This window comes from Streptomyces albus subsp. albus, from assembly GCF_000725885.1.
GTDB lineage: Bacteria > Actinomycetota > Actinomycetes > Streptomycetales > Streptomycetaceae > Streptomyces > Streptomyces albus.
This window is the reverse complement of the sequence record NZ_JODR01000008.1, coordinates 90,979-114,471: the sequence shown is the minus strand read 5'-3', so window position 1 is coordinate 114,471 and position 23,493 is coordinate 90,979. Positions and strand designations below refer to the sequence as shown.

Below are 23,493 nucleotides of genomic sequence, written 5' to 3'. Positions count from 1 at the left end.
TTGCTGGGTCATGTCACGTCGTTCCCGTGTGACGGTCCGTGCCGGAAACGTTCATCGGGAATTTCGATCGTGTTGAGTCCCGGTGACTATGCACCACGGTGCGACGGGCGTCACCCTTACGTGCATTACGTGCACGAAATCGGCCACGGCAGACTGTGGGGGTGCGCGTCCCCCTTCCGACCTCCAAAGTGCGGTCCCGCCCGCGCAGCCTGGCGGGGCAGCTTTTCGCCATGCAGGTGGTGCTGGTGGCGGCCGTCGTCGCCGGCTGCGCCCTGTTCGCCTACCTGTCGGGGAAGTCGCAGGCCAGGGACGCCGCCACGCACCGTGCCCGGGCGACCACGCAGGCGGTGGCCGATTCCCCCTCCGTGCGGGAGGCCATCGCCTCAGCGGACCCCACCCGCCGGCTCCAGCCGTACGCGGAGCGGGTACGGCGCGACACGGGCGTCACCTTCGTGACGATCATGGACACGGACGGCAGGCGGTGGACCCACCCGGACCCCGACCGGATCGGGGAGCGCTTCGTCGGCCACATCGGCCCCGCCCTCGAAGGCCGCACCTTCGACGAGACCTACACCGGCACCCTCGGCCCGTCGGTGCGGGTCGTCACCCCCGTACGCGAAGCCGGACCGCACAGCCGCATCATCGGGCTGGTGAGCGCGGGCATCGCCGTGGAAACCATCGGCGAACAGGTCCGCGAGCAGCTGACCGCACTGCTGGCCGTCGCCGGCGCCGCCCTCGCCGTCGGCGGGATCGGCACCTACGTGATCAACGCACGGCTGCGCCGCCACACCCACGGCATGAACGCGGCCGAGCTGAGCCGCATGTACGACTACCACCAGGCGACGCTGCACGCCGTACGGGAGGGCCTCCTGCTGCTCGACGGGCGGGGCAGGGTGGCGCTCGCCAACGACGGGGCCCGGGAACTGCTGGGCCTGGCCGCGACGGCGGACCCCGTGGGCCGGCCGGTCACCGGCCTGGGGCTGCCCCGCGAGCTGACGGAAGCCCTCTCCGGTGCGGCGCCGCGGGTGGACGAGGTCCATCTGACCGACGAGCGGGTGATCGTGGTCAACAGCTCGCCCGTGCCGGGGCGCGGCGCCGTGGTGACCCTGCGGGACCACACCGAACTGCGGGCCCTCGCGGGCGAGCTGGACTCCGTGCGGGGGTTCGCCGAGGCGCTGCGCTCCCAGGCCCACGAGGCGGCCAACCGGCTGCACACCGTCGTCTCCCTCATCGAACTGGGCCGCACCGAGGACGCCGTGCGCTTCGCCACCGAGGAGCTGGAGCTGGCCCAGGCGCTCACCGACCGGGTGGTCAGCGCCGTGCGGGAGCCCGTACTGGCCGCCCTGCTGCTGGGCAAGGCCGCGCAGGCGAGCGAACGTGGCGTCGAGCTGTCCCTGTCCGAGGACAGCCGGCTGGACGACACCCACGGCATCCCGCCCCGGGACCTGGTGACGATCGTGGGCAACCTCGTGGACAACGCCCTCGAAGCGGTCCGCGCCAAGGAGCCCGCACCCGCCGCGCCGCGGGTCACCGTCACCGTCCACCACGTCGGCACCCCGCGGCCGGGGCTGCTGGTGCGGGTGGCCGACAACGGCCCGGGGCTGCCGCCGCAGGCGGAGGACGGGGAGACCCTCTTCCGGCGCGGCTGGTCCACCAAGCGGGACGGCGGCGGCATCGGCCTGGCCCTGGTGCGGCAGACGGCCGGCCGCCACGGCGGTCAGGCCCAGGCCCGCGATCTGCCGGGCGGCGGCGCGGAGTTCACCGTACGGCTGCCCCTGCCCGGCCGGGCGGTGCGGCCATGACGTTCCGGGTGCTCGTGGTGGAGGACGATCCGGTGGCGGCCGACGCCCACGCCCTCTACGTCTCCCGGGTGCCCGGGTTCGAGGTGGCGGCCACGGCGCACTCCCGGGCGGCGGCGCTGCGCGCCCTGGAGGAGGACGGACCGGTGGACCTGATCCTCCTGGACCTGTACCTGCCCGACGGCAACGGGCTGGAGCTGCTGCGCTCGCTGCGGGCCGCCGGCCATGCGGAGGACGTGTTCGCGGTGACCTCGGCCCGCGATCTGGCCGTCATCCGGGAGGGGGTCTCCCTCGGTGTCGTCCAGCACGTGCTGAAACCGTTCACCTTCCGCACGCTCAGCGACCGGCTGCTGCGGTATGCGGATTTCCGTACGACGGCCGAGGAGCGCGGGGAGGCGGTCAGCCAGGACGAGGTGGACCGGGCGCTGTCGGTGCTGCGTGCGGCCCCCGCCTCCTCCGCGCTGCCCAAGGGGCTCAGCGCCCCCACGCTCGGCCGGGTGACGGCGCGGCTGCGGGCGGCGGCCGAGGAGGGGCTGACGGCCAGCGAGGCGGCGACGGCCCTGGGCGTCAACCGCATCACCGCGCGCCGCTATCTGGAGCACCTCGTGGCGACGGGCCACGCCGACCGGCACCAGCGCTACGGGCAGGTGGGACGCCCCGAGCACCACTACCGGTGGCGCGGCGGCGGCCGGCCGCGCCCCGGCACCGCCCCCGAGGGGTGCTGAGCGGGACGCGCACTCCGGGTGCACGCCGTGAGCGCCCGCCGCGGGCCGACCACCGGTGCTGTCACGGATATTGACCGCCACGGCGCGGCGGCGTCACCGTACGGAGCACCGCCTGGTTGGAGGAGGATGCCGTGCGTCCCACCGCTTCGCCGGTCCTCGTGTGCGCCGCAGCCCTGGCCGCCGGAACGCTCACCGCCTGCGGCGGTGGCGGCGGTGCGTCAGACCGCGACACCGTGCGGATCGCCTTCCACAAGGAGACCGACAGCAAGGTGACCTTCCGCGACGACTACCTCAAGTCGGTCGCCGGGCGGTTCGAGAAGAAGTACCCGGGCAAGAAGGTGAAACTGGTGCCCGTCCAGGCGCCCCAGCAGGACTACTACACCAAGATCCAGCAGATGATGCGGTCGCCGAAGACCGCCCCCGACCTGGTCTACGAGGACACCTTCCTCATCAACTCCGACATCGAGAGCGGCTATCTGCGGCCCCTGGACGACTTCGTGGCCTCCTGGGACGACTGGAAGCAGTTCGAGCCGGCCGCCAAACGCGCGGCCGGCGGCGCGGACGGCAAGGTCTACGGCATTCCGGACGGCACCGACACCCGCGCCCTGTGGTTCAACAAGAAACTCTTCGCCAAGGCCGGGCTGCCACAGGACTGGAAGCCGCGCTCCTGGAAAGAGGTGCTCAGCACGGCGCGCACCCTCAAGAAGAAGCTCCCCGGCGTCGTCCCGCTGAACGTCTACGCGGGCAAGGGCGCCGGCGAGGCGACGGCCATGCAGGGCTTCGAGATGCTGCTGTACGGCACCGGCAAGGACCCCCTCTACGACCCGAAGGCCAAGAAGTGGGTCAAGGGCGGCAAGGGCTTCCGGGACAGTCTGGAGTTCCTGGCCACGGTCCGCCGCGACAAGCTGGGCCCGGACGAGTCCCAGGTCGTGGACCCCAACGTGACCACCGACGTGGCCACCCAGCTGCTGCCGCAGGGCAAGCTGGCCATCGCGCTGGACGGCTCGTGGCTGAGCCAGCACTGGATCGACACCAGCGGCAGCAAACCGTGGCCCCAGTGGCGGCGGACGATGGGCCGCGCCCCGATGCCGACCCAGCACGGGCAGGCGCCGGGCGAGGTCAGCATGTCGGGCGGCTGGACGTGGTCGATCCCGGCCAAGTCCCGCAACCCCGAGCTGGCCTGGAAGATGATCCGCGTCCTGCAGAGCAAGCGCAACGCGGTGGAGTGGTGCGTACGCGGCTCCCAGGTCGCCGTGCGGCAGGACGTGGCCACCGATCCGCGCTATCTGCGGTCGATGCCGGGCATCAAGTTCTTCACCGACCGGGTCCCCACCACCCACTACCGGCCCGCGCTGCCCGTCTATCCGCAGGTGTCCACGGCGATCACCGAGGCCACCGAGTCGGTGGCGACCGGCAGCGCCTCCCCGCGGGAGGCCGCGGCGGCGTACGACGATCAGTTGGAGGGCATCACCGACGGCGCCACCGTCACCCGATGACGGGCCCGGCCGCGGCGGCCGTGCCCCGCGGGCGGCGGCGCACCACACGGGTGCTGCGCCGGCTGCCGCTGGCCCCGGCCACCGCCTTGCTGCTGCTCTTCCTCGTCGGGCCGATCGCCTACTGCGTGGCCGTCGCCTTCACGGACATGCGGCTCACCGGCCAGGCCTCGGCGTCGTTCGTGGGGGTGGAGAACTTCACCCGCGCCTTCGGCGACCCCGCCTTCCGCAACGCGGTCGTCCTCACGCTGGTGTTCACCGTGCTGTCCTCGCTGCTGGGCCAGAACACCCTCGGGCTGGCCCTGGCCGCGCTGATGCGGCGCGCCTCGAAGACGGTGCGGACCGTTGCGGGCGCCGTGGTGATCTGCGCCTGGGTGCTGCCGGAGATCGTGGCGGGTTTCCTGCTGTACACGTTCTTCCACAAGGAGGGGCAGCTCAACGCGGTGCTGGGAGCGCTGGGACTGCCCGGCCAGAACTGGCTGTTCACCCTGCCGGTCCTGGCCGTCTCCTTCGCCAACGTGTGGCGGGGCACGGCCTTCTCGATGCTTGTCTACTCCGCGGCCCTCGACCAGATCCCGCGGGAGGTCACCGAGTCGGCGCAGGTGGACGGCGCGAGCGGCCGGCAGCGGCTGTGGCACATCACCCTGCCGATGATCCGCCGCTCCATCGGCACCAATCTGATGCTCAACACCCTGCAGACGCTGTCCGTCTTCGGGCTGATCTGGGCCATGACCAAGGGCGGTCCGGCCCACCGCAGCGAGACACTGCCGGTGTTCATGTACGACCAGGCGTTCACCAAGTCCCTGATCGGCTACGGGACGGCGGTGGCCCTGCTGCTGCTCGTGGTCGGCGCGCTGTTCTCGCTCGTCTATCTGCGGCTGCTGCGCGAGGAGACGCGGCCGTGACGGCGGGCGCGGGCCGGTGCCCGGCCGGGGAGCCCGGCGGCCGTCGTGGACGGGCCGCCGGGCGGTGCTACGGGGTCCCCGGGGCCGGATCAGCTGTGGGACGAACGGCGCTTGCGCGCGAAGACGACGAGACCGCCGCCGACGACGACCACGGCCGCGGCGATGCCCGCGATCATCGGGGTGTTGCTGGAGGAACCGGTCTCGGCCAGGTCCTCGCCGCCGCCCTGCGGCTTGGCCGCCGGAGCGCTGCTGGACTCCGAAGCGCTCGGCTCGGGCTTCTCACTCGGCTTCTGAGAGGGGGTGGCACTCTCCGAGGGGGTGGCGCTCGGGGGCGGAGTGGTGCTCTCCGACTCGCTGGGGGTCGGCTTCGTGGGCGTGTCGCAGACCGGGGCTTCCTTGGTCTCCGGACCCCAGGAGTACTTGGCGTCGTCCGCGGCGGTGACCTGGGCGGTCACCTTCAGCGGCGCGTCGTGCTCGGGCAGTTCGGCCTTCTTGGTGAACTCCTTGCCGAAGGTCTCGTCGATCAGGACCTTGTCGCCGGCCTTGACGAGAACCTTGTTGCCGCTGTCCCCGTACGACTTGAGGTCGATGCTGACCGAGTCACAGGTGACCGACCACTGGGGGGTGTGCGCCTGGGCGGGCACGGCGGCTATCGCCGTGCCGACGAACGCCGCGGCACCGGTCGCCGCGATGGCGACCGACCGCTGCCATCTGAGGGGCAGAGCTTTCATCGTTTTCCTTCCGGTAGGACCACGCCGTGCACGAAACCCACACGGCGGGTGACAGCACGGTACTCGCCTCCACAACCCCTGACACACCGACCCCGGCACATCCAACTCCACCACACGATCCGACAGTTGCCGACAGGCCGACGGAAAGACCGCCACCGCAGGTCAGCACGGTACGGGCGGCTGTCGCCCGGGGAGGTTGCGATTCGGTGAATCCTACGAAGCACAGCGGACATCCCCGGATCAACCGGACCGCGCGCCGACGGCTGGCGGCCGATGCCGGACTGCTCGTGGTGACGGCCGCGTTCGTCCTGCCGCTGGCCTGGCTGGTGTTCGCCTCCTTCGACGCCGAGGCGACCTTGCGGGTGAAGCCGCCGCAGCACCCCACGCTGGAGAACTTCTCGGCCGTACTGACCGACGAGATCACCTTCACCCCGATGCGCAACAGCCTGCTGCTGTGCGGCGGCGCGACCGCGCTCACGGTGGCGTGCGCCGCGCTGGCCGCCTATCCGCTCTCCCGCTTCCCCTCGCGCCTCAACCGCCCCTACCTGCTGGGCATTCTGTTCACCACGTGTCTTCCGGTGACGGCGGTGATGGTGCCCGTCTACGGGCTGTTCGTCCAGACCGATCTCATCGACACGATGTACGGGACCGCCCTGTTCCTGGCCGCCTCCCAACTGCCTTTCGCCGTATGGCTGATGAAGAACTTCATGGACGGTGTGCCCGAGGTGCTGGAGGAGGCCGCCTGGACGGACGGCGCCTCCTGGCTCCAGTCGCTGCTGCGCGTGGTGCTGCCGCTGATGGGCCCGGGCGTCTCCGTCGTGGCCATCTACAGCTTCGTGATGATGTGGGGCAACTTCTTCGTACCGTTCATGCTGCTGCTCAGCCCCGAACAGATGCCGGCGTCCGTGAGCATCTACACCTTCTTCGGCAACTACGGCGCCGTCGTCTACGGCCAACTGGCCGCGTTCTCCGTGCTGTACTCGACGCCGGTGATCCTGCTGTACGTGCTCGTCTCCCGCCGGCTGGGCGGCGGATTCGCCCTGGGCGGCGCCGTCAAAGGGTGACGGCCCCCGCACCGGGGAGGCGTGCGGCCGTTTCACGGTGCCGTCACAACCCGGTACGCGCGAACACCCGTACGGGCTCGGGCGCCTAGCATGATCCTCATGCGAGGGCGCCGGCTCAACAACCGCTACGAACTGCTCGAACCCATCGGTGCCGGTGGCATGGGCGAGGTCTGGCGCGCCCATGACCGCGCGCTGGACCGCGAGGTCGCCGTCAAGGTCTTCGTCCCTGCGCGCGGCACCGACGAGGAGAGGGACCACGCCGAACTGCTGGGCCGCTTCCGGCGCGAGGCCCGTTCGGCAGCCGCCCTGGACAGCCCGCACATCGTCGCCGTCCACGACCACGGCACCGACGACTCGGACGGGGGCGCCACGCCCTTCCTCGTCATGGCGCTGGTGCGCGGCCCCTCCCTGCACGAGGTGCTGCGGGACGCCGGCCGGGTCCCGCTCGCCGACGCCCTGCGCTGGTGCGCCGACGTGTGCCGCGCGCTGCGCGCCGCCCACGGGACGGGCGTCGTCCACCGGGACATCAAACCCGCCAACATCATGGTGGAGGGCGAGGAGGGCGAGACCCGTGCCAAGGTCGTCGACTTCGGCATCGCCAAGTTCCTTGAGGCCCGCTCCTCCGACCCGCGGCTGACGACCACCGGGGCCATGCCGTTCGGCAGCGTGCTGTACATGGCGCCCGAACAGTTCCGGCAGGAGGAGGTGGACGGCCGCACCGACCTGTACGCGCTCGGCTGTGTGCTGTACGAGCTGCTGGTCGGCCGCCCGCCGTACACCGGCTCGGCCGCCGGGGTGATGTACAACCACCTCAACGACGTGCCGCTGCGCCCCAGCCGCGCCCGCGCGGAACTGTCCCCCGCGGTGGACCGGCTGGTGCTCTCGCTGATGGCCCGCGACCCGGACGACCGCCCTTCGGACGCCGCCGGGGCACTGGCCCGCATCGAGGAGACGGCACGCACGGCCGCCGCCACGGCGACGGCGGCCTCCCCCGGCGCTCCGGACGAATCCGGTCCCGGCGCCCGGCCGTCGTCCCCGCCCGGCGCCCCTGCCCCGGCGACGCGAACCTCCGCGACGGGGATGGCGGCCCGCCCCGCACCGGCGAAGACGAACCCGCCCCCACAGACGGCGGAGACGGACCCGGCGGCGGAGGCGGAGGCAGGCCCGGCGGCGGGACGGCCGGCCCGCCCGGCGACGGGCCCGGCCCCCGAAGGGGCACGCTCCGGGGCCGGTCCGGTCGTCGGCGGCACCGCAGCCCGCACGCCGCAGACGGCCCGACCCGGCTCCGGCACGGTGCCGGAGCGCCCCGCGGCGGTGGAGCCGGGCGGTACGCAGGCGCGTCCGGTGGCCCCGGTCGGTACCGCCGGTGACCCGTATCTGTGGCCGGACAGGCGCGAGCCGCGGCAGCGCCCGGCGCCCCGGCGTACGGCCGCACAGCGCAAGGCCCGCACCAGGCGGGTGGCGCTGGGGGTGGCCGGCGCTCTCGTCCTCGGCGGCGCCGTCGTCGTCCCCATGACGCAAGGCGGAGGGGCGGAGCACGGCAGCGCGTCGGCGGCCGAGCTGATGGAGACGGTCACCCCGGACACCTACGAGCTGGCAGTGGGGGTCGCGGATCCGGCGGCGGACTCGGACACCCGGCAGGCGATGCAGGTGGCACGGGCGGCGGTCGCGGAGGCCGAGCGGCGGACCGGCAAGGACCTGCCGCTGCGTCCCGTCCCCGTCGGCGAGGGCTCCGCCACCCGCGCCCAGCTGCTGACCACCCATCCCGGCGTGGTGGCGCTGGTCGGGCGCACGGCAGGCGGCACGCCGGCCGAGGGCAAGGGCACCCCGCTTCCCACGCTCGACTCCTGCCGCGCCGACTGGCCGGTGGAGGGCCCCTCCCTGGCCGTGCCGGAGCACGTGCTGGCCCGCACGCAGGCACCGGAGCTGCGCAAGCGCGGGGTGCGCACCCTGCTGGTCGCCGACGAGGCGGCGGTGGAGGCGGAGGACTTCGAGGGCTCGGGCATCAAGGCCGTCTCCCCCGAGGAGGCGCCGACGACCGAGCCCCAGGTGCGCCGTGCCATCGAGCGCAGCGACGCGGACGGTGTGGTGGTCCCCAACGACATCGGGGCCGACGACGGCGGCACGGCCCGCTGGGCCCGCGCGGCCCGCGCGAGCGGCGCCCGCATCGTGCTGGAGAGCGGACGGTACGCGGCGTGCGACGCGGCCGACTCGGTCGCGCGGGACGCCGAGCTGCCCGACGGCGCGCTGCGGTTCCGCACCTTCCACGACGAGTCGCAGGACCCGGACTGCGAGGCCGCGCCGGGGCTGTGCGCGGCGCCCGCCTCCCTCAAGAAGCTGCTGCGGCACCGCGGCGCGGCGGAGTTGTACGACACGACACTGCTGGTGGCCCAGGAGCTGGCCGAGGTGCTCGCCGAGAAGCCGACGACGAAGAAGGCCCGCACCGGACTGGCGCGGCGGATGGGCGACTTCTCGGCCGAGGGGCTGCTGGGCCGCTACCGGCTCGGAGCGGGCGCGGGCCGGCCCGTGTGGGTGGACGAGCGCAAGGACGGCGCCTGGAAGCGGACGGGAACGCTCACCGCCGGCACGTCCTGACCCGGCGGCGCGCCGCCCTCCGCGCTCCGGAAGAGGCGGGCGGGCGACGCCACCGGCGGTGGGGGGCGCAGCGGATCAGAAGACGGCTTCCGTCTCGTCCATCCGGTTCTGCGGCACCCGCTTGAGTTCGGCGACCGCGTCGGCGAGCGGGGCCATGACGATCTCGGTGCCGCGCAGGGCGGTCATCTGGCCGAAGTCGCCGCGGTGGGCGGCCTCCACGGCGTGCCAGCCGAAGCGGGTGGCCAGCACCCGGTCGTAGGCGGTGGGGGTGCCGCCGCGCTGGATGTGGCCGAGGATCACGGGCCGGGCCTCCTTGCCGAGGCGGTGCTCCAGCTCGACGGCGAGCCGGTTGCCGATCCCGGCGAACCGCTCGTGGCCGTACTGGTCGATCACGCCCTTCTCGTACGGCATGGAGCCCTCGGCCGGGTGGGCGCCCTCGGCGACGCAGATGATGGCGAACTTCTTGTCGCGGGCGAACCGCTCCTCGACCATCTTCACCAGATCGTCGACCTCGAAGTTGCGTTCGGGCACGCAGATGGCGTGGGCGCCGGCCGCCATGCCGGCCTCCAGTGCGATCCAGCCCGCGTGCCGGCCCATGACCTCCACGACCATCACGCGCTGGTGGGACTCGGCGGTGGTCTTGAGCCGGTCCATGGCCTCGGTGGCGACGGTCACGGCGGTGTCGAAGCCGAAGGTGCGGTCGGTGGCGGAGATGTCGTTGTCGATGGTCTTGGGGACGCCGACGACCGGCAGGCCGATCTCGGCGAGCATCCGGGCGGCGGTCAGGGTGCCCTCGCCGCCGATCGGGATGAGCGCGTCCAGCCCGAGCCGCTCGATCAGTTCCTCGGAGTTGTTGCACGCCTCGCGGAGCCGGGCCCGCTCCAGACGCGCGGAGCCGAGGATGGTGCCGCCGCGGGCGAGGATGCCGCTGACGGAATTTATGTCGAGGGGGCGGTAGCGGCCTTCGAGCAGGCCCTTGAAACCGTCTTCGAAGCCGATGACCTCGTCGCCGCGGTCGTGCACGGCACGGTGCACGACGGATCGGATCACGGCGTTGAGACCGGGGCAGTCTCCGCCTGCGGTGAGGACTCCGATGCGCATGGGGTTCGCTTCTCCTGCTCGTAGATGCCCGCCTGGGAACGGGTGCCCACCCGGGGGCGGGCCGCTTGGGGCATGGCCGGACCTCACTGTCCGGTGCCGCTGGTCCGTATGAGCCGGTGCGATTGTTTCACGTCTTGAAGACGGGGGCATGGGCCCCGCCCAGCATCCGGACCCCGCGACCGAGGGCCCCTCCTCGTCCTCTCGTCTTCCTCTCGCCGTCCGCTCCGGCGGCCCTCCGCCCCGGCCGTCGCGGGCTCCTGCCACGGTCCCGCGGCAGGGCCGCGCCGCCCGCTCGCCGCCGGTGGCCGGGGCCCTCACGGCCGGCGAGCGGCATACCCACTGGCACGGGTAGTGTCAAGGGTATAGCCGTACTCTTACAGGTGCTTTCTAGGCGAAACCGCTCAAGAGACCGCCCACACGGTCTCGACCGCGACGACCCGGAGGAGACAGCGCGTGACGCGCAGCGTGTATGTGACCGGCATCGGACGCAGCGACGGCCGCCAGGTCGTCGAGCTGGGCGTCATGGAACTGCTGACCCGCCAGGTGGACCGGGTGGGGGTGTTCCGGCCCCTCGTGCACGACGGCCCCGACCGGCTCTACGACCTGCTGCGCAGCCGCTACCGGCTCAGCCAGCCCGCCTCCACCGTCTTCGGCATGGGATACGAGGAGGCCGCCGCCCTCCAGGCCGAACAGGGCACCGACGAGCTGGTCTCCCGCCTGGTGGAGCGCTACCACCAGGTCGCCGGCGCGTACGAGGCCGTCCTGGTGCTGGGCACCGACTTCGCCGACACCGGACTCCCCGCCGAGCTGGCTCTCAACGCGCGGCTGGCGAACGAGTTCGGCGCGGCCGTGCTGCCCGTCGTCGCGGCCCGCGACCAGGCGCCGGACGCCGTGGTCGCCGAGGTGCGCAACGCCCATCACGCCTACGCCTCGCTGGGCGCGGACCTGATCGCGATGGTGGCCAACCGGGTCGCCGACCCCAAGGCCGCCGAGGCGGTGCGCGGCCTGGCCGAGCGGCTGCCGGAACCGGTGTACGTGCTGCCGGAGGAGCCGGCGCTGGCCGCCCCCACCGTCGCGCAGGTCAAGGAGACCACCGGCGCCGAGGTGCTGCTGGGCGACCACGCCGGGCTGGCCAGGGACGTGCGCCACCTCGTCTTCGGCGGCGCCCATCTGCCCGCCTTCCTGCCCGCCCTCACCGAGGGCTCGCTGGTCATCACGCCGGGCGACCGCTCGGACCTGATCATCGGGGCGCTGGCCGCGCACTCCGCGGGCTCCCCCGCCATCGCCGGTGTCCTGCTCACCCTGGACGAGCACCCCGGCGAGCAGACCCTCGCGCTGGCCTCCCGGCTGGCGCCCGGCACCCCGGTGATGGTGGTGCCCGAAGGCTCGATGGAGACGGCGGACGCGCTGCTGTCCCTGGAGGGCAAGCTGACCGCGGCCACCCCGCGCAAGGCCGAGATCGCGCTGGGCCTGTTCGAGACCCATGTGGACGCGGCGCAGCTGTCCCAGCGGCTGTCCGTGGAGCGCAGCGAGCGCGTCACCCCGATGATGTTCGAGCACGAGCTGGTGGAGCGCTCCCGAGCGGCGCGGCGGCACATCGTGCTGCCCGAGGGCGACGAGGAGCGGGTGCTGCGGGCCGCCGAGGTGCTGTTGCGGCGCAACATCTGCGACCTGACCCTGCTGGGCGACCCGGCCGTGATCCGCAGGCGGGCCGGCGAGCTGGGCATCTCCCTGGAGCTGCTGGCCGACGGGGAAGCGCCGGCGCCGGGCGGCACGGCCACCGCGCGTCTCGTCGATCCGCAGACCTCGCCGCTGCGGGAACGTTTCGCCGAGTCGTACGCGAAGCTGCGCGCCCACAAGGGCGTCACCTACGAGCTGGCCCACGACGTGGTGGCCGACGTGTCGTACTTCGGCACGATGATGGTCCACGAGGGGCTGGCCGACGGCATGGTCTCGGGCGCCGCGCACTCCACGGCGGCCACCATCCGCCCCGCCTTCGAGATCATCCGCACCAAGCCGGACGCCGAGATCGTCTCCTCGGTGTTCTTCATGTGCCTGGCCGACCGGGTGCTGGTCTACGGCGACTGCGCCGTGGTCCCCGACCCGGACGCCGAGCAGCTCGCGGACATCGCGATCCAGTCGGCCACCACCGCGGCCAGGTTCGGGGTGGAGCCGAGGATCGCCATGCTCTCGTACTCGACGGGCACCTCGGGTTCCGGCGCCGACGTGGACAAGGTGCGCCGCGCCACCGAGCTGGTGCGCGAGCGCCGCCCCGACCTGCTGGCGGAGGGCCCCATCCAGTACGACGCGGCCGTGGAGCCGTCGGTCGCCGCCACCAAGCTGCCGGGCTCGAAGGTGGCGGGGCAGGCGACCGTGCTGGTCTTCCCCGATCTGAACACCGGCAACAACACCTACAAGGCGGTGCAGCGCTCGGCCGGGGCCGTCGCCGTCGGCCCGGTGCTCCAGGGCCTGCGCAAGCCCGTCAACGACCTGAGCCGCGGCGCCTTGGTGCAGGACATTGTGAACACTGTCGCGATCACTGCCGTCCAGGCGCAGGGCGAGACGGCGCCCGGCGGTGCCTGAACACCCCGACCATGTGAAGTCCCCGTACGGAAAGAGCGCTCCTCCTCGTGACCCCCACCCGTGTCCTCGTCCTCAACTCCGGCTCCTCGTCGGTGAAGTACCAGCTCATCGACATGGCCGACCGTTCGCGGCTGGCCGTCGGCCTCGCCGAGCGGATCGGTGAGGAGACCTCCGCCCTCCACCACGAGCCGCTGGCCGGCGGCGGCGGGAAGCGGGAGCGGCACGGCAGGCTGGCCGACCACGACGCGGCGCTGGAGGCGATCGCCGAGGAGCTGGCCGCCGACGGGATGGGGCTGGACTCCCCCGAGCTGGCCGTGATCGGGCACCGGGTGGTGCACGGCGGGCTGAAGCTGACGGTGCCGACGCTGGTGGACGACGCGATGCTCAAGGAGATCGAACGGCTGATCCCGGTGGCGCCGCTGCACAACCCGGCCAACGTCACCGGCATCCGCACCGCGCAGCGGCTGCGGCCCGATCTGCCGCAGGTCGCCGTCTTCGACACCGCCTTCCACTCGGCGATGCCCGAGCACGCGGCCCGCTACGCCATCGACGTCGAGACGGCCGACGCGCACCGTGTGCGCCGCTACGGCTTCCACGGCACCTCGCACGCCTACGTCTCCCGCAAGGCCGCCGAGCTGCTGGGCAAGGACCCCTCCGAGGTCAATCTCATCGTGCTGCACCTGGGCAACGGCGCCTCGGCGTCGGCGGTGCGCGGCGGGCGCTGCGAGGACACCTCGATGGGCCTGACGCCCTTGGAGGGCCTGGTGATGGGTACCCGTTCCGGGGACATCGACCCGGCGGTGGTCTTCCACCTGGGCCGGGTGGCCGGAATGAGCATGGACGAGGTGGACGAGCTGCTCAACAAGCGCAGCGGCCTGCTGGGGCTGTGCGGCGACAACGACATGCGGCAGATCCGCCGCCGCATGGCGGAGGGCGACGCGGCGGCCCGGCTGGCGTTCGACATCTACATCCACCGGCTCAAGAAGTACATCGGCGCCTACTACGCGGTGCTCGGCACGGTCGACGCCGTGGTCTTCACCGCGGGCGTCGGGGAGAACTCCGCCCCCGTGCGGGAGGCCGCCGTGGCGGGCCTGGAGGAGCTGGGCCTGGCCGTGGACGGCGAGCTGAACGCGGCGGGCGGGAAGGAGGCCCGGCTGATCTCGCCCTCGTACGCGCGGGTGAAGGTGGCCGTCGTACCGACCGACGAGGAACTGGAGATCGCAGAGCAGAGTTACGCGCTGGTCGCCTCCCGCTGAGCAGGCGGCGGGGCGGCCCAAGGCCCCCGCCGCCGGACGCGGGGCCGCCCCGAATCGTTCAGTACCTAAACAAAACGATAGGATCGCCCCCATGCGCCGTTCCAAAATCGTCTGCACCCTGGGTCCCGCCGTCGACTCCTACGAGCAGCTCAAGACGCTCATCGACGCGGGCATGAACGTGGCCCGCTTCAACATGAGCCACGGCTCCCACGCCGAGCACGAGGAGCGGTACCACCGCGTCCGCAAGGCCGCCGAGGAGACCGGCCGCGCCGTGGGCGTGCTCGCCGACCTCCAGGGCCCCAAGATCCGCCTGGAGACCTTCGCCGAGGGCCCCGTCGAGCTGGTCCGCGGCGAGGAGTTCACCATCACCACCGAGGACGTGCCCGGTGACAAGACCATCTGCGGCACCACCTACAAGGGGCTGCCGGGCGATGTCGCCAAGGGCGACCCGGTCCTGATCAACGACGGGAACGTGGCGCTCCAGGTCGTCGAGGTCGAGGGCCCGCGGGTGCGCACCATCGTCATCGAGGGCGGCGTCATCTCCGACCACAAGGGCATCAACCTGCCCGGCGCGGCCGTCAACGTGCCCGCGCTGTCCGAGAAGGACGTGGAGGACCTCAAGTTCGCGCTGAAGATGGGCGCCGACATGATCGCCCTCTCCTTCGTGCGCAACGCCTCGGACGTGCGGGACGTGCACCGCGTCATGGACGAGGTGGGCCGCCGGGTGCCGGTCATCGCCAAGGTGGAGAAGCCGCAGGCCGTCGCCAACATGGAAGAGGTCGTGATGGCCTTCGACGGCGTGATGGTGGCCCGCGGCGACCTGGCCGTCGAGTACCCGCTGGAGCAGGTCCCGATGGTGCAGAAGCGGCTGGTCGAGCTGTGCCGCCGCAACGCCAAGCCGGTGATCGTGGCGACGCAGATGATGGAGTCGATGATCACCAACTCGCGGCCGACCCGCGCGGAGGCCAGCGACGTGGCCAACGCGGTGCTGGACGGCGCGGACGCGGTGATGCTCTCGGCCGAGTCCTCGGTGGGCCAGTACCCGGTCGAGACGGTCAAGACGATGTCGAAGATCGTCGAGGCGGCCGAGCAGGAGCTGCTGGGCCGCGGCCTCCAGCCGCTGGTGCCCGGCAAGAAGCCGCGCACGCAGGGCGGTTCCGTCGCCCGCGCGGCCTGCGAGATGGCCGACTTCCTCGACGGCAAGGCACTGGTCGCCTTCACCAAGTCCGGTGACACGGCACGCCGGCTCTCCCGCTACCGGGTCAGCCAGCCGATCCTCGCCTTCACCACGGACGCCGCCACCCGCAACCAGCTCACCCTCACCTGGGGCGTGGAGACCTTCGTGGTCAAGCACGTCGACCACACCGACGAGATGGTCGAGCTGGTCGACGCCGAGCTCTCCCGCCTCCAGCGGTTCGAGGAGGGCGACACCATGCTGATCACGGCGGGCTCCCCGCCCGGTGTCCCCGGCACGACGAACATGGTCCGGGTCCACCACCTGGGCAACCCGGCGGCGTGAACCGGTGCCCCCGGGAGGGGGCACCGCCGCGCACGCCGCAGGCGAGCGCCGGGCAGGCCGTGCGGGCCCGCCCGGCGCTCGCCTGCGGTCCGGCGCCCATGCCTGGGGTACCGGTCCCGCATACGGTCCCGGTGCGTGTTCGGTGAGGGGGCCCGCTACGCCCTGCGCACGTACTGGTGCAGGCCGGGGATGGTGAGGGTGCCGCCGAACTGGCCGGCCTGCTTCACCGTGACGTGCGTGAAGTAGGCGAAGGGCACGTTGATCGGCGGCGGCGTCTCGGGAGTGAAGGTGATCGGGATGAGCCCGAACAGATTGCCCTTCAGCTCCTCGGTGTAGAGCGTCACCTGGCCGTCGCGGATGGTGGAGGTGGACCCCTTCGCGGCCTCCACGTGGTAGGTCAGCCCGTTGTCGCCCTTGACGATCTGGTGCAGATCGCCGATGTCGAGGCCGCTGGCGGTGAACTTGAGGGCCTGCTTGGTCCGGCCGTCGGGCGTGGTGATGTTGACGACGCCCTTGTAGTCGAGGCCCTTGAGGGTGAGGGACGAAGCCTCCAGGTACCAGGGGTCGTTGGCGACCTGGGCGGGGGTCTGCTCGTCGGTGCCGGCGACGTGGGTCTTCTCGGGGCAGGGGAACGGCTTGCCCGCGTCCTTGGCGGGGTCGTAGTCGCGGACGGTGCCGTCCTTCTTGTCGACGCCCGATTCCCCGGACTTCTCGCCGTCCTTCTTCCCGCCGGGCTTGCCGTCCTCGCCGTCCCCGGAGCGCTCGCCGTCCTCGGCTTCGTCGCCCTTGTCGTCGCCGCCCTGGCCGGAGTCCCCGTCGCGGTCCTGGGCCTTCGCCTTGCCCTGTGCCGTGCCCCCGGTCCGCTCGCCGTCCTGGCTCCTGCGGTGCGAGGGGGACTTCTGTGTGCCGCCGGAGGGGTCGGTGTCCTCTCCCTTCCCCGCGTCCTTGCCGTCGCCGGTGTCCTCGGAGCCCTCGGTGTTCCCGGAGTCCCCGGTGTCCTCGTCGTTCCCGGAGTCCTCGGAGTCCCCGGAGTCCTCGGCGTCCTTGCGGGGCTTGAAGGTGTCCTCCAGCTTCTTGCCGAGCCCCAGCGGGTCGTACCAGGGGTTCTTCCCGTCCGCCTCCTCGTCCTCGTCGCCGCCGGACGAGGGCGGGGTGGAGGAGGACGGCGGCGTCGCGGGCGGCTCGTCGGCGGCGGGCGGTTCCGCGGGGGACGTGTCGCCGCCGGAGGGCCGGTCCGCGCCGTCGCCGTGTCCGGGGGCGGCCGAGGAGCCGTCGGCCCCGGCCTCGTCGCCCTTCCCGCCCCGCCGGGCTTCCTCGGCGGCCTTCTCGCGCTCCGCCTGGGCCTTGGCCAGATCGCGTTTGAGTTTCTCGGCGCGCTTCTTGCGTTCCGCTTTCTCCTGAGCGGTCTCCTGCTGCTCGGATATGGAGACGCAGGACTCGCCCTTGAAGGGGTTCTTCGGCAGCGGTTTGGCGTTCGCCAGCTGAGGGGTGAGCCCCATGCCCATCAGTACGGCGGACGGCATCGCGGCGAGCGCCACGGCCTTGCCCGCGGGCATGTGCAGCCGGGTCAGCAGCGGCTTTCTGGGGGCCGCGTGCCGGGGGCCGGTCTTCCCCCTCCCGGCGGGAGCGAAGGTGCTCCCCGCGCCCTCCCCCTCGTGGACCTCGTCACCCGGCACGGTGCCTCCCGTTCCCGTCATACGCGTCCGTCCCGTCCTGGGGGGACGCTTCAAAGACTGCTGTGTTGCCCTGCGGGCCCCCGTCGGCCGGGCCGGACGCGGGCGGTGCGGCATCGGCGTCGTCGGACGCCGGCGCACCCGCCGCGCGGGCCGTCTGCCGGCTCCCGGACGTCTCGGCCTTCACCGGTTTGCCCGGGGCCCAGGAGACGCCCAGCGCGCCGCCGATCAGTCCGAGCAGGAAACCGACCAGGAAGGCGCCGAAGTTGGACACGACGAGGGAGACCAGCGAGAGCAGGATCGCGGCGATGCCCGCGAAGACCCGCGAGTGGGGCTGGAACCACATGGTCAGCCCGAGGACGACCAGCAGCACGCCGATGATCAGCGAGCCGGCGCCCGCCGTCGTGGACATGCGGATGGTCAGGGATCCCAGAGTGAGGTTCTGGTAGGGGACGTACATGATCGGGATGCCCGCGAGCAGCGTCAGCATCCCGCCCCAGAACGGGCGCTGTCCACGCCAGTTCCGGAAGGCCTGCCGCTTGCGGCCGAATCCGGTGGTCATCCTCTGCTGCGTGTCGGCGCTCATGGGTACGGGGCTCCTCGGAACTGGCACAGAACTTGCTGGTGTGGAGCGGACCCTACGGGTGCGGAGGCGGGACGGAGCGGGCGCCCTCGCCCTCCGCACCCGCAAGGCTCAGTTCAGTAGCACTCGTGCTTGCCCTTCTTGACGCTCATGTGGAGGCCACTGAGCTTGAAGGTGCCGGCGGTGGTCGCCCACGCGCGCTGCTTGACGTCGGTAAAGTGGACGCTGTCCGCCTGCTGGGAGAACGATCCCTTGGCGTAGGCGTCGTCCTTGTGCGGACCGGGACCCTTGGTGGTCTTGTCCACGCTGACGCCGATGTCGATGTTCTTGAACGTGCCGTTGGTGCTCAGGTCGTCGGCGTCGATGTAGAGCTTCTTCGCCTCGACCTTGGGGCTGCCGGCACCGCCGGCGTTGAGCTTCATCGACACGTTGCCGAAGACCGGGACGGGCACGACGACGGACTGGCACAGGTTGCGTATCTTCGCCGAGTCCATGCCGACGACGGTGACGGGCTTCTTGCCCTTCTCCGTGCTGTCGAGCGCGCCGTACTGGACGAAACCGTCGCCGTCCAGCTGATCCGCCGTCACCTTGAACTGCTGGCCGGAGACGCTGAACGACGCCGCCAGCGCACCCTGCGACAGTGCCACACCGATCGCTGCCGTAGCGGCCACGCTCGGCACCATGACGACGGCGAACCGCTTCCATCTGGTCCCGCCACGAGCCAGGGACTCCATGACTTTCCTCCTTCTCGGACGTACATCTCCGGCTCGGAGAGCCGTGCCGCCTGTACTCAGCGGGCCGCTCCTGCCGTGGGGGTACCTCCCGGCCTCGAGGCTGGGGAGGGAGAAGAGCTACGTCCTCGGAACGGAGAGCGCCAACACCCTGCGCACGTGGCGGCCTTGGCACGACACGTCCGAGCTGCCGGCGATCACCCCCGAGCGACAACCACGGGCCACGCTCTCGCGCAACCTTGCTTTGTGCGGACAGGCCCTGCCGCGGCAGGGACCCCCCTGTCCACCCGGTGGGGACCCCTCATCGCCACGGGGCGCCGAATGGTTGCCGGGCTGTGGGACGAGGGACCGAGCGTGGCCGATCGTGGTGCATCAGGGCCCGCGGCACAAGGGGTTCGTTACTTACGAGTAACGGACGGGTAACCGAAGAGCCCCTGCGCGGTCTCGGACGGTGACGGAACGCCACGGCGGCCGACGGGTACCAATGCCCATCAATCCGGGCACGCCGGATGCATTCCACGCACTGCCGTTACGACGAGTAACAGCGGCTGCAATTGCCAAGTTTTGGCAAAGTGCAGCCGCTGTTGTCGCTAAATCAATGAGTCACGACGGGCGGGTGACCGTCGGTACGGGCAGGTCAGAACAGGGCACGCGCGAGCGCCGCACGGGCACTGACAACCCGCGGATCCTCGGCGCCGATCACCTCGAACAGCTCCAGCAGACGCACCCGCGCCGCGTCCCGGTCCTCCCCCGCCGTCCGGCGCACCGTGTCCACCAGCCGGCCGAAGGCGTCCTCGACATGACCGCCCGCCATGTCCAGGTCCGCGACCTGCAGCTGGGCGGCCACGTCGTCCGGGCGGTCAGCGGCGTCCTTGCGGACCTGCCGCGCGTCCATCTCCCGCACCCGGCTGAGGAGTTCGGCCATCGCGAGGCCGACTTTCGCCTCCACGTTGCCCGGCTCGTCCGTCAGCTTGTTGCGGTACGCCTGGATCGCGCCCGACAGATCACCGGCGTCCAGCGCTTCCTGCGCCGCCGCCAGCACCGGGTCCTCCGGGGCCTGCGGCGCGGCCGGCTGCTCCTCGCCACCCTCCGGAGGGGCGGCCAGACCGGTGATGCCGAAACGCTGCTCGGCCACCTGGACGAGCTGGTCCAGCGTGGCGCGGATCTGCTGCTCGGGAGCGGCGCCCTGGAACAGCGGCAGCGCCTGCCCGGCCACCACCGCGAACACCGCGGGAATGCCCTGGACGCCGAACTGCTGCATCAGCATCTGGTTCCGGTCGACGTCGATCTTGGCGAGCAGCACCCGGCCCGCGTACTCCTGGGTGAGCCGCTCCAGCACCGGCGAGAGCTGCTTGCACGGCTCGCACCACTCGGCCCAGAAGTCGATGACGACCGGGACCTCGGCGGACCGCTGGAGCACCTCCGCCTCGAAGGTGGCCTCACTGACGTCGATCACCAGGCCGGAGGGGGCGGGGGCACCGCGCCCCTGCGCGGCGTCGGCCCGCGCCTGCTCCGCCTTCTGCTTGGCCTCCCCGGCCGCCTTCACCGCGGCGAGGTCGACCACTCCGCTCATGGACATGTTGCGTGGCTGCATGGCACCAGTCTCCCCCCTCCGCGCGGCCGTGTGTGCACTGGTCGCCAGGTCCCCACCTGGCGGGTGGTTGTCGCGGTGGCCGGTCCGCCACCCATTCCGCTACGAGCCGTAGCGTAACTCGAAGGGACGGCGCCACCGCAAGACCACATCCGCGCCCGCGAGCGGTGATCCGCCTCACGGTACGAGCCCGGCGGCACCCGTCCTACCGCTCGGTATGGTCAGCGCATGGCCGCCGCCGACCGCCCCTGCCCCCAACGACGCGGACGCCCCCGGAGTGCCGCCGCCGACCGCGCGATCCTCGACGCGACCCGCGCCGCCCTCGTCGACCTCGGCTGGAGCCGGCTGACGATGAGCGAGGTCGCCCACCGCGCCGGAGTCGCCAAGACGACCCTCTACCGGCGCTGGGCCGCCAAGAGCGAACTGGTCGTCGACGCGGTCGCCGTCCTCTTCGACGAACTGGAACTCCCCGACGGCGGCAGCCTGCGGGCGGACGTGGAAGGCGTCGTGCTCTCCTTCTCCGCCCTGCTGCGCCGGCCCGAGACCAAGACCGCGCTGATGGCCGTACTGGCCGAGTCCACCACCGACGAGGCGCTGCGCCAGCGGATCCGGTCGGCCATCGTGGACCGCCAGAAACGGCTGGTCCTCGCCGGACGGGCGCGGGCCCAGCAGCGGGGGGAGCTGCCGCCCGACTCGTCCGACGACGGCGAGACCGCACGCGTCGTGGACCTCATCTTCGACGTCATCGCCGGGGCGGTCGTCCACCGTTCCCTGGTGAGCGACCGCCCCGTGGACCGCAGCTGGGCCCACCACTTCACCACCCTCCTCCTGGAGGGCCTGGGCGCCGTCTCGTCCCCCTCGGACCCGCTCCCGGAGCGGGCCGCTCAGAAGACGGGCGGCTCCGTGTAGGTGCCCCACTCGTCGCGGAGGGCCGAGCAGATCTCGCCGAGCGTCGCCTCGGCCCGCACGGCGTCGAGCATCGGCCCGATCATGTTGCCGGTCCCGCGCGCGGCCTCCACCATCGCCGCGAGCGCCGTCCGCACCGCGGCGTCGTCACGCTCGGCCCGCCGCGCGGCCAGGGCGCGCACCTGCTCCCGCTCGACCTCGTGGCTGACCCGCAGGATCTCCAGGTCCCCGGTGACGGACCCGGTGTGGCAGTTGACGCCGACGACCTTCTTGTCGTTCTTCTCCAGCGCCTGCTGGTAGCGGAACGCCGATTCGGCGATCTCGCCGGTGAACCAGCCGTCCTCGATGCCGCGCAGGATGCCGGACGTCATGGGCCCGATGGGGTGCTGCCCGTCGGGCACGGCACGCCGCCCCCGCTCGCGGATCTGGTCGAAGATCTTCTCCGCGTCGGCCTCGATCCGGTCGGTGAGGGCCTCCACGTACCAGGAACCGCCCAGCGGATCGGCGACGTTGGTGACGCCCGTCTCCTCCATGAGGACCTGCTGGGTGCGCAGCGCGATCTCCGCGGCCTGCTCACTGGGCAGCGCCAGTGTCTCGTCCAGCGCGTTGGTGTGCAGCGAGTTGGTGCCGCCCAGGACGGCGGAGAGGGCCTCTATGGCGGTGCGCACGACGTTGTTGTAGGGCTGCTGGGCGGTCAGCGAGACACCGGCGGTCTGCGTGTGGAAGCGCAGCCACTGCGCCTTCTCGCTGGTGGCGCCGTACACGTCGCGCAACCAGCGGGCCCAGATGCGGCGCGCCGCACGGAACTTGGCGATCTCCTCGAAGAAGTCCAGGTGCGCGTCGAAGAAGAACGACAGACCGGGCGCGAAGGTGTTGACGTCCAGGCCGCGGGAGAGACCGAGCTCGACGTAGCCGAAACCGTCGGCCAGCGTGTAGGCCAGCTCCTGCGCGGCCGTGGCACCGGCTTCCCGGATGTGGTAGCCCGACACGGACAGCGGCTTGTAGGCGGGGATGCCGTGCGTGCAGTGCTCCATCAGGTCGCCGATGAGCCGCAGATGCGGCTCCGGCTGGAAGAGCCACTCCTTCTGCGCGATGTACTCCTTGAAGATGTCCGTCTGGAGAGTGCCGTTGAGGACGGCCGGGTCGACGCCCTGCCGTTCGGCGGCCACCAGGTACATGCAGAAGATCGGCACGGCGGGGCCGGAGATGGTCATGGAGGTGGTGACGTCACCGAGCGGGATGTCACGGAAGAGGATCTCCATGTCGGCGGCGGAGTCGATGGCGACACCGCAGTGGCCGACCTCGCCGAGCGAGCGGGGGTCGTCCGAGTCGCGGCCCATCAGCGTCGGCATGTCGAAGGCGACGGAGAGCCCGCCACCGCCCGCCTCCAGGATCATCTTGTACCGCTCGTTCGTCTGCTCGGCGTTGCCGAAGCCGGCGAACTGGCGGATCGTCCAGGTCCTCCCCCGGTATCCGGTGGGGTGGAGTCCGCGGGTGAAGGGGAACTCGCCCGGCCACCCGATGCGCTCGAACCCGGTGACGGTGTCGCCGTCCCGGGGTCCGTAGACCGGCTCGACGGGGTCACCGCTGAGCGTGGTGAAATCGGCGTCGCGCTTGCGTGCGGCGTCGTAGCGCTCCTGCCAGCGGCGGCGGCCTTGTGCGATGGCGTCAGCATCCATACCACCGAATTTACTAGGACGTCCAAGTAAAAGTCGATGAGGAAAGGGTCCGGAGTGGCTCCGGACCCCGAGCGGAAGGGCCTCGCCCCTGCGCGCGGACCGCCGGGAGGAGGCTCAGGCGGCGCCGGCCGTCGCCGGCCGCTCGTCCTTGACCAGCGGCTCGACCTCGCGGGTGACCTTGCGCTCCACGAAGAAGGCGGCCGTGGGCACCGTGCCGGCCAGCAGCACCCACAGCTGCTTGCCCAGCGGCCACTTCGCCTTCTGGCCGAGGTCGAAGGCGAAGACCAGATAGAGGATGTAGAGCCAGCCGTGCGCGATGCCGACCACACTGGTGAAGCCCGCGGCGCCGTCCATGCCCAGCAGATACTTGCCGATCACGCCGAGCGTCAGCAGAACGAGGAGCACGGCGGTCACGTACGCCATGACGCGGTAGCGGGTCAACACGCTTCGTTTCATGGGATCGAGCGTAGCCCGCCGACGACGGCGATCTTCGGGCCCCCTCGCCGAAGAGGCGGACGGCACACGGCAGTCGCACCGCCCGTGGCGGCCCGGCCACCGC

Annotated in this window: 18 protein-coding genes; 10 read left to right on the top strand and 8 right to left on the bottom strand. The window is 71.9% G+C overall.

From position 1 onward, the window contains the following. Nucleotides 1-230 precede the first annotated feature (230 nt). The 4 genes from IO40_RS0109965 (at nt 231) to IO40_RS0109950 (ending at nt 4,922) form a co-directional block, all read left to right on the top strand. Nucleotides 231-1,802, top strand: a complete 1,572-nt coding sequence (locus IO40_RS0109965; protein ID WP_106967407.1) for an ATP-binding protein — start codon at nt 231-233, stop codon at nt 1,800-1,802. Then, nucleotides 1,799-2,524, top strand: coding sequence for a response regulator (locus IO40_RS0109960; RefSeq protein ID WP_016469873.1), 726 nt, complete (start codon nt 1,799-1,801; stop codon nt 2,522-2,524). The genes IO40_RS0109965 and IO40_RS0109960 overlap by 4 nt, the downstream gene beginning before the upstream one ends. Before the next feature lie 131 nt (nt 2,525-2,655). Next, nucleotides 2,656-4,020, top strand: a complete 1,365-nt coding sequence (locus IO40_RS0109955) for an ABC transporter substrate-binding protein (protein ID WP_016469872.1) — start codon at nt 2,656-2,658, stop codon at nt 4,018-4,020. Continuing rightward, nucleotides 4,017-4,922 carry a carbohydrate ABC transporter permease gene (locus IO40_RS0109950; RefSeq protein WP_030408201.1) on the top strand — a complete coding sequence of 302 codons (906 nt, stop codon included), beginning with the start codon at nt 4,017-4,019 and terminating at the stop codon, nt 4,920-4,922. The genes IO40_RS0109955 and IO40_RS0109950 overlap by 4 nt, the downstream gene beginning before the upstream one ends. Before the next feature lie 89 nt (nt 4,923-5,011). Here IO40_RS0109950 and IO40_RS0109945 read toward each other — a convergent pair whose 3' ends face one another. Then, nucleotides 5,012-5,653, bottom strand: a complete 642-nt coding sequence (locus IO40_RS0109945; RefSeq protein ID WP_030408200.1) for an LAETG motif-containing sortase-dependent surface protein — start codon at nt 5,651-5,653, stop codon at nt 5,012-5,014. Nucleotides 5,654-5,859: 206 nt separating this feature from the next. On the opposite strand from IO40_RS0109945, the gene IO40_RS0109940 reads away from it, so the two are divergent. Together IO40_RS0109940 and IO40_RS34800 are read left to right on the top strand one after the other, a co-directional pair. Then, a complete protein-coding gene (locus tag IO40_RS0109940) occupies nt 5,860-6,717 on the top strand; it encodes a carbohydrate ABC transporter permease (RefSeq protein WP_016469869.1) in 858 nt (285 codons plus the stop codon). Nucleotides 6,718-6,816: 99 nt separating this feature from the next. After that, nucleotides 6,817-9,312, top strand: a complete 2,496-nt coding sequence (locus IO40_RS34800) for a serine/threonine-protein kinase (protein WP_055496037.1) — start codon at nt 6,817-6,819, stop codon at nt 9,310-9,312. Nucleotides 9,313-9,387: 75 nt separating this feature from the next. Here the strand turns inward: IO40_RS34800 and IO40_RS0109930 are convergent, their stop codons facing one another. Then, complete coding sequence (locus tag IO40_RS0109930) at nt 9,388-10,413, bottom strand: ATP-dependent 6-phosphofructokinase (protein WP_016469867.1); 1,026 nt, start codon at nt 10,411-10,413, stop codon at nt 9,388-9,390. Between the two features lie 453 nt (nt 10,414-10,866). Here IO40_RS0109930 and pta point away from each other — a divergent pair, with 453 nt between their 5' ends. From pta to pyk, 3 genes are all read left to right on the top strand, one after another. Further along, on the top strand, nt 10,867-12,996 hold the full coding sequence (gene pta, locus IO40_RS0109925) for a phosphate acetyltransferase (RefSeq protein WP_016469866.1): 2,130 nt from the start codon (nt 10,867-10,869) through the stop codon (nt 12,994-12,996). A gap of 47 nt (nt 12,997-13,043) precedes the next feature. Further along, complete coding sequence (locus tag IO40_RS0109920) at nt 13,044-14,252, top strand: acetate kinase (RefSeq protein WP_016469865.1); 1,209 nt, start codon at nt 13,044-13,046, stop codon at nt 14,250-14,252. A 91-nt stretch (nt 14,253-14,343) separates the two neighbouring features. Then, the gene (pyk, locus tag IO40_RS0109915) at nt 14,344-15,771 is read left to right on the top strand and encodes a pyruvate kinase (RefSeq protein WP_016469864.1); all 1,428 of its coding nucleotides are present in this window, start codon (nt 14,344-14,346) and stop codon (nt 15,769-15,771) included. Nucleotides 15,772-15,926: 155 nt separating this feature from the next. On the opposite strand, the gene IO40_RS0109910 is transcribed toward pyk, so the two are convergent. The 4 genes from IO40_RS0109910 to IO40_RS0109895 all read right to left on the bottom strand — a co-directional run bounded on the left by IO40_RS0109910 (nt 15,927) and on the right by IO40_RS0109895 (nt 20,352). Next, a complete protein-coding gene (locus IO40_RS0109910) occupies nt 15,927-17,468 on the bottom strand; it encodes a hypothetical protein (RefSeq protein ID WP_234029808.1) in 1,542 nt (513 codons plus the stop codon). Beyond that, on the bottom strand, nt 17,437-18,030 hold the full coding sequence (locus IO40_RS0109905) for a DUF6114 domain-containing protein (protein WP_030408193.1): 594 nt from the start codon (nt 18,028-18,030) through the stop codon (nt 17,437-17,439). The genes IO40_RS0109910 and IO40_RS0109905 overlap by 32 nt, the downstream gene beginning before the upstream one ends. 113 nt (nt 18,031-18,143) lie before the next feature. After that, nucleotides 18,144-18,761 carry a DUF6230 family protein gene (locus IO40_RS0109900; protein ID WP_016469861.1) on the bottom strand — a complete coding sequence of 206 codons (618 nt, stop codon included), beginning with the start codon at nt 18,759-18,761 and terminating at the stop codon, nt 18,144-18,146. A gap of 634 nt (nt 18,762-19,395) precedes the next feature. Then, nucleotides 19,396-20,352, bottom strand: a complete 957-nt coding sequence (locus IO40_RS0109895; RefSeq protein ID WP_031175278.1) for a tetratricopeptide repeat protein — start codon at nt 20,350-20,352, stop codon at nt 19,396-19,398. 225 nt (nt 20,353-20,577) lie between these two features. Here IO40_RS0109895 and IO40_RS0109890 point away from each other — a divergent pair, with 225 nt between their 5' ends. After that, complete coding sequence (locus tag IO40_RS0109890) at nt 20,578-21,258, top strand: TetR/AcrR family transcriptional regulator (RefSeq protein WP_016469859.1); 681 nt, start codon at nt 20,578-20,580, stop codon at nt 21,256-21,258. Here the strand turns inward: IO40_RS0109890 and icmA are convergent. Further along, on the bottom strand, nt 21,234-22,934 hold the full coding sequence (gene icmA, locus IO40_RS0109885; RefSeq protein WP_030408191.1) for a coenzyme B12-dependent isobutyryl-CoA mutase large subunit: 1,701 nt from the start codon (nt 22,932-22,934) through the stop codon (nt 21,234-21,236). The two genes, IO40_RS0109890 and icmA, sit on opposite strands and share 25 nt — an antisense overlap. A gap of 114 nt (nt 22,935-23,048) precedes the next feature. After that, nucleotides 23,049-23,390, bottom strand: coding sequence for a DUF3817 domain-containing protein (locus IO40_RS0109880; protein ID WP_016469857.1), 342 nt, complete (start codon nt 23,388-23,390; stop codon nt 23,049-23,051). Nucleotides 23,391-23,493: the final 103 nt, after the last annotated feature.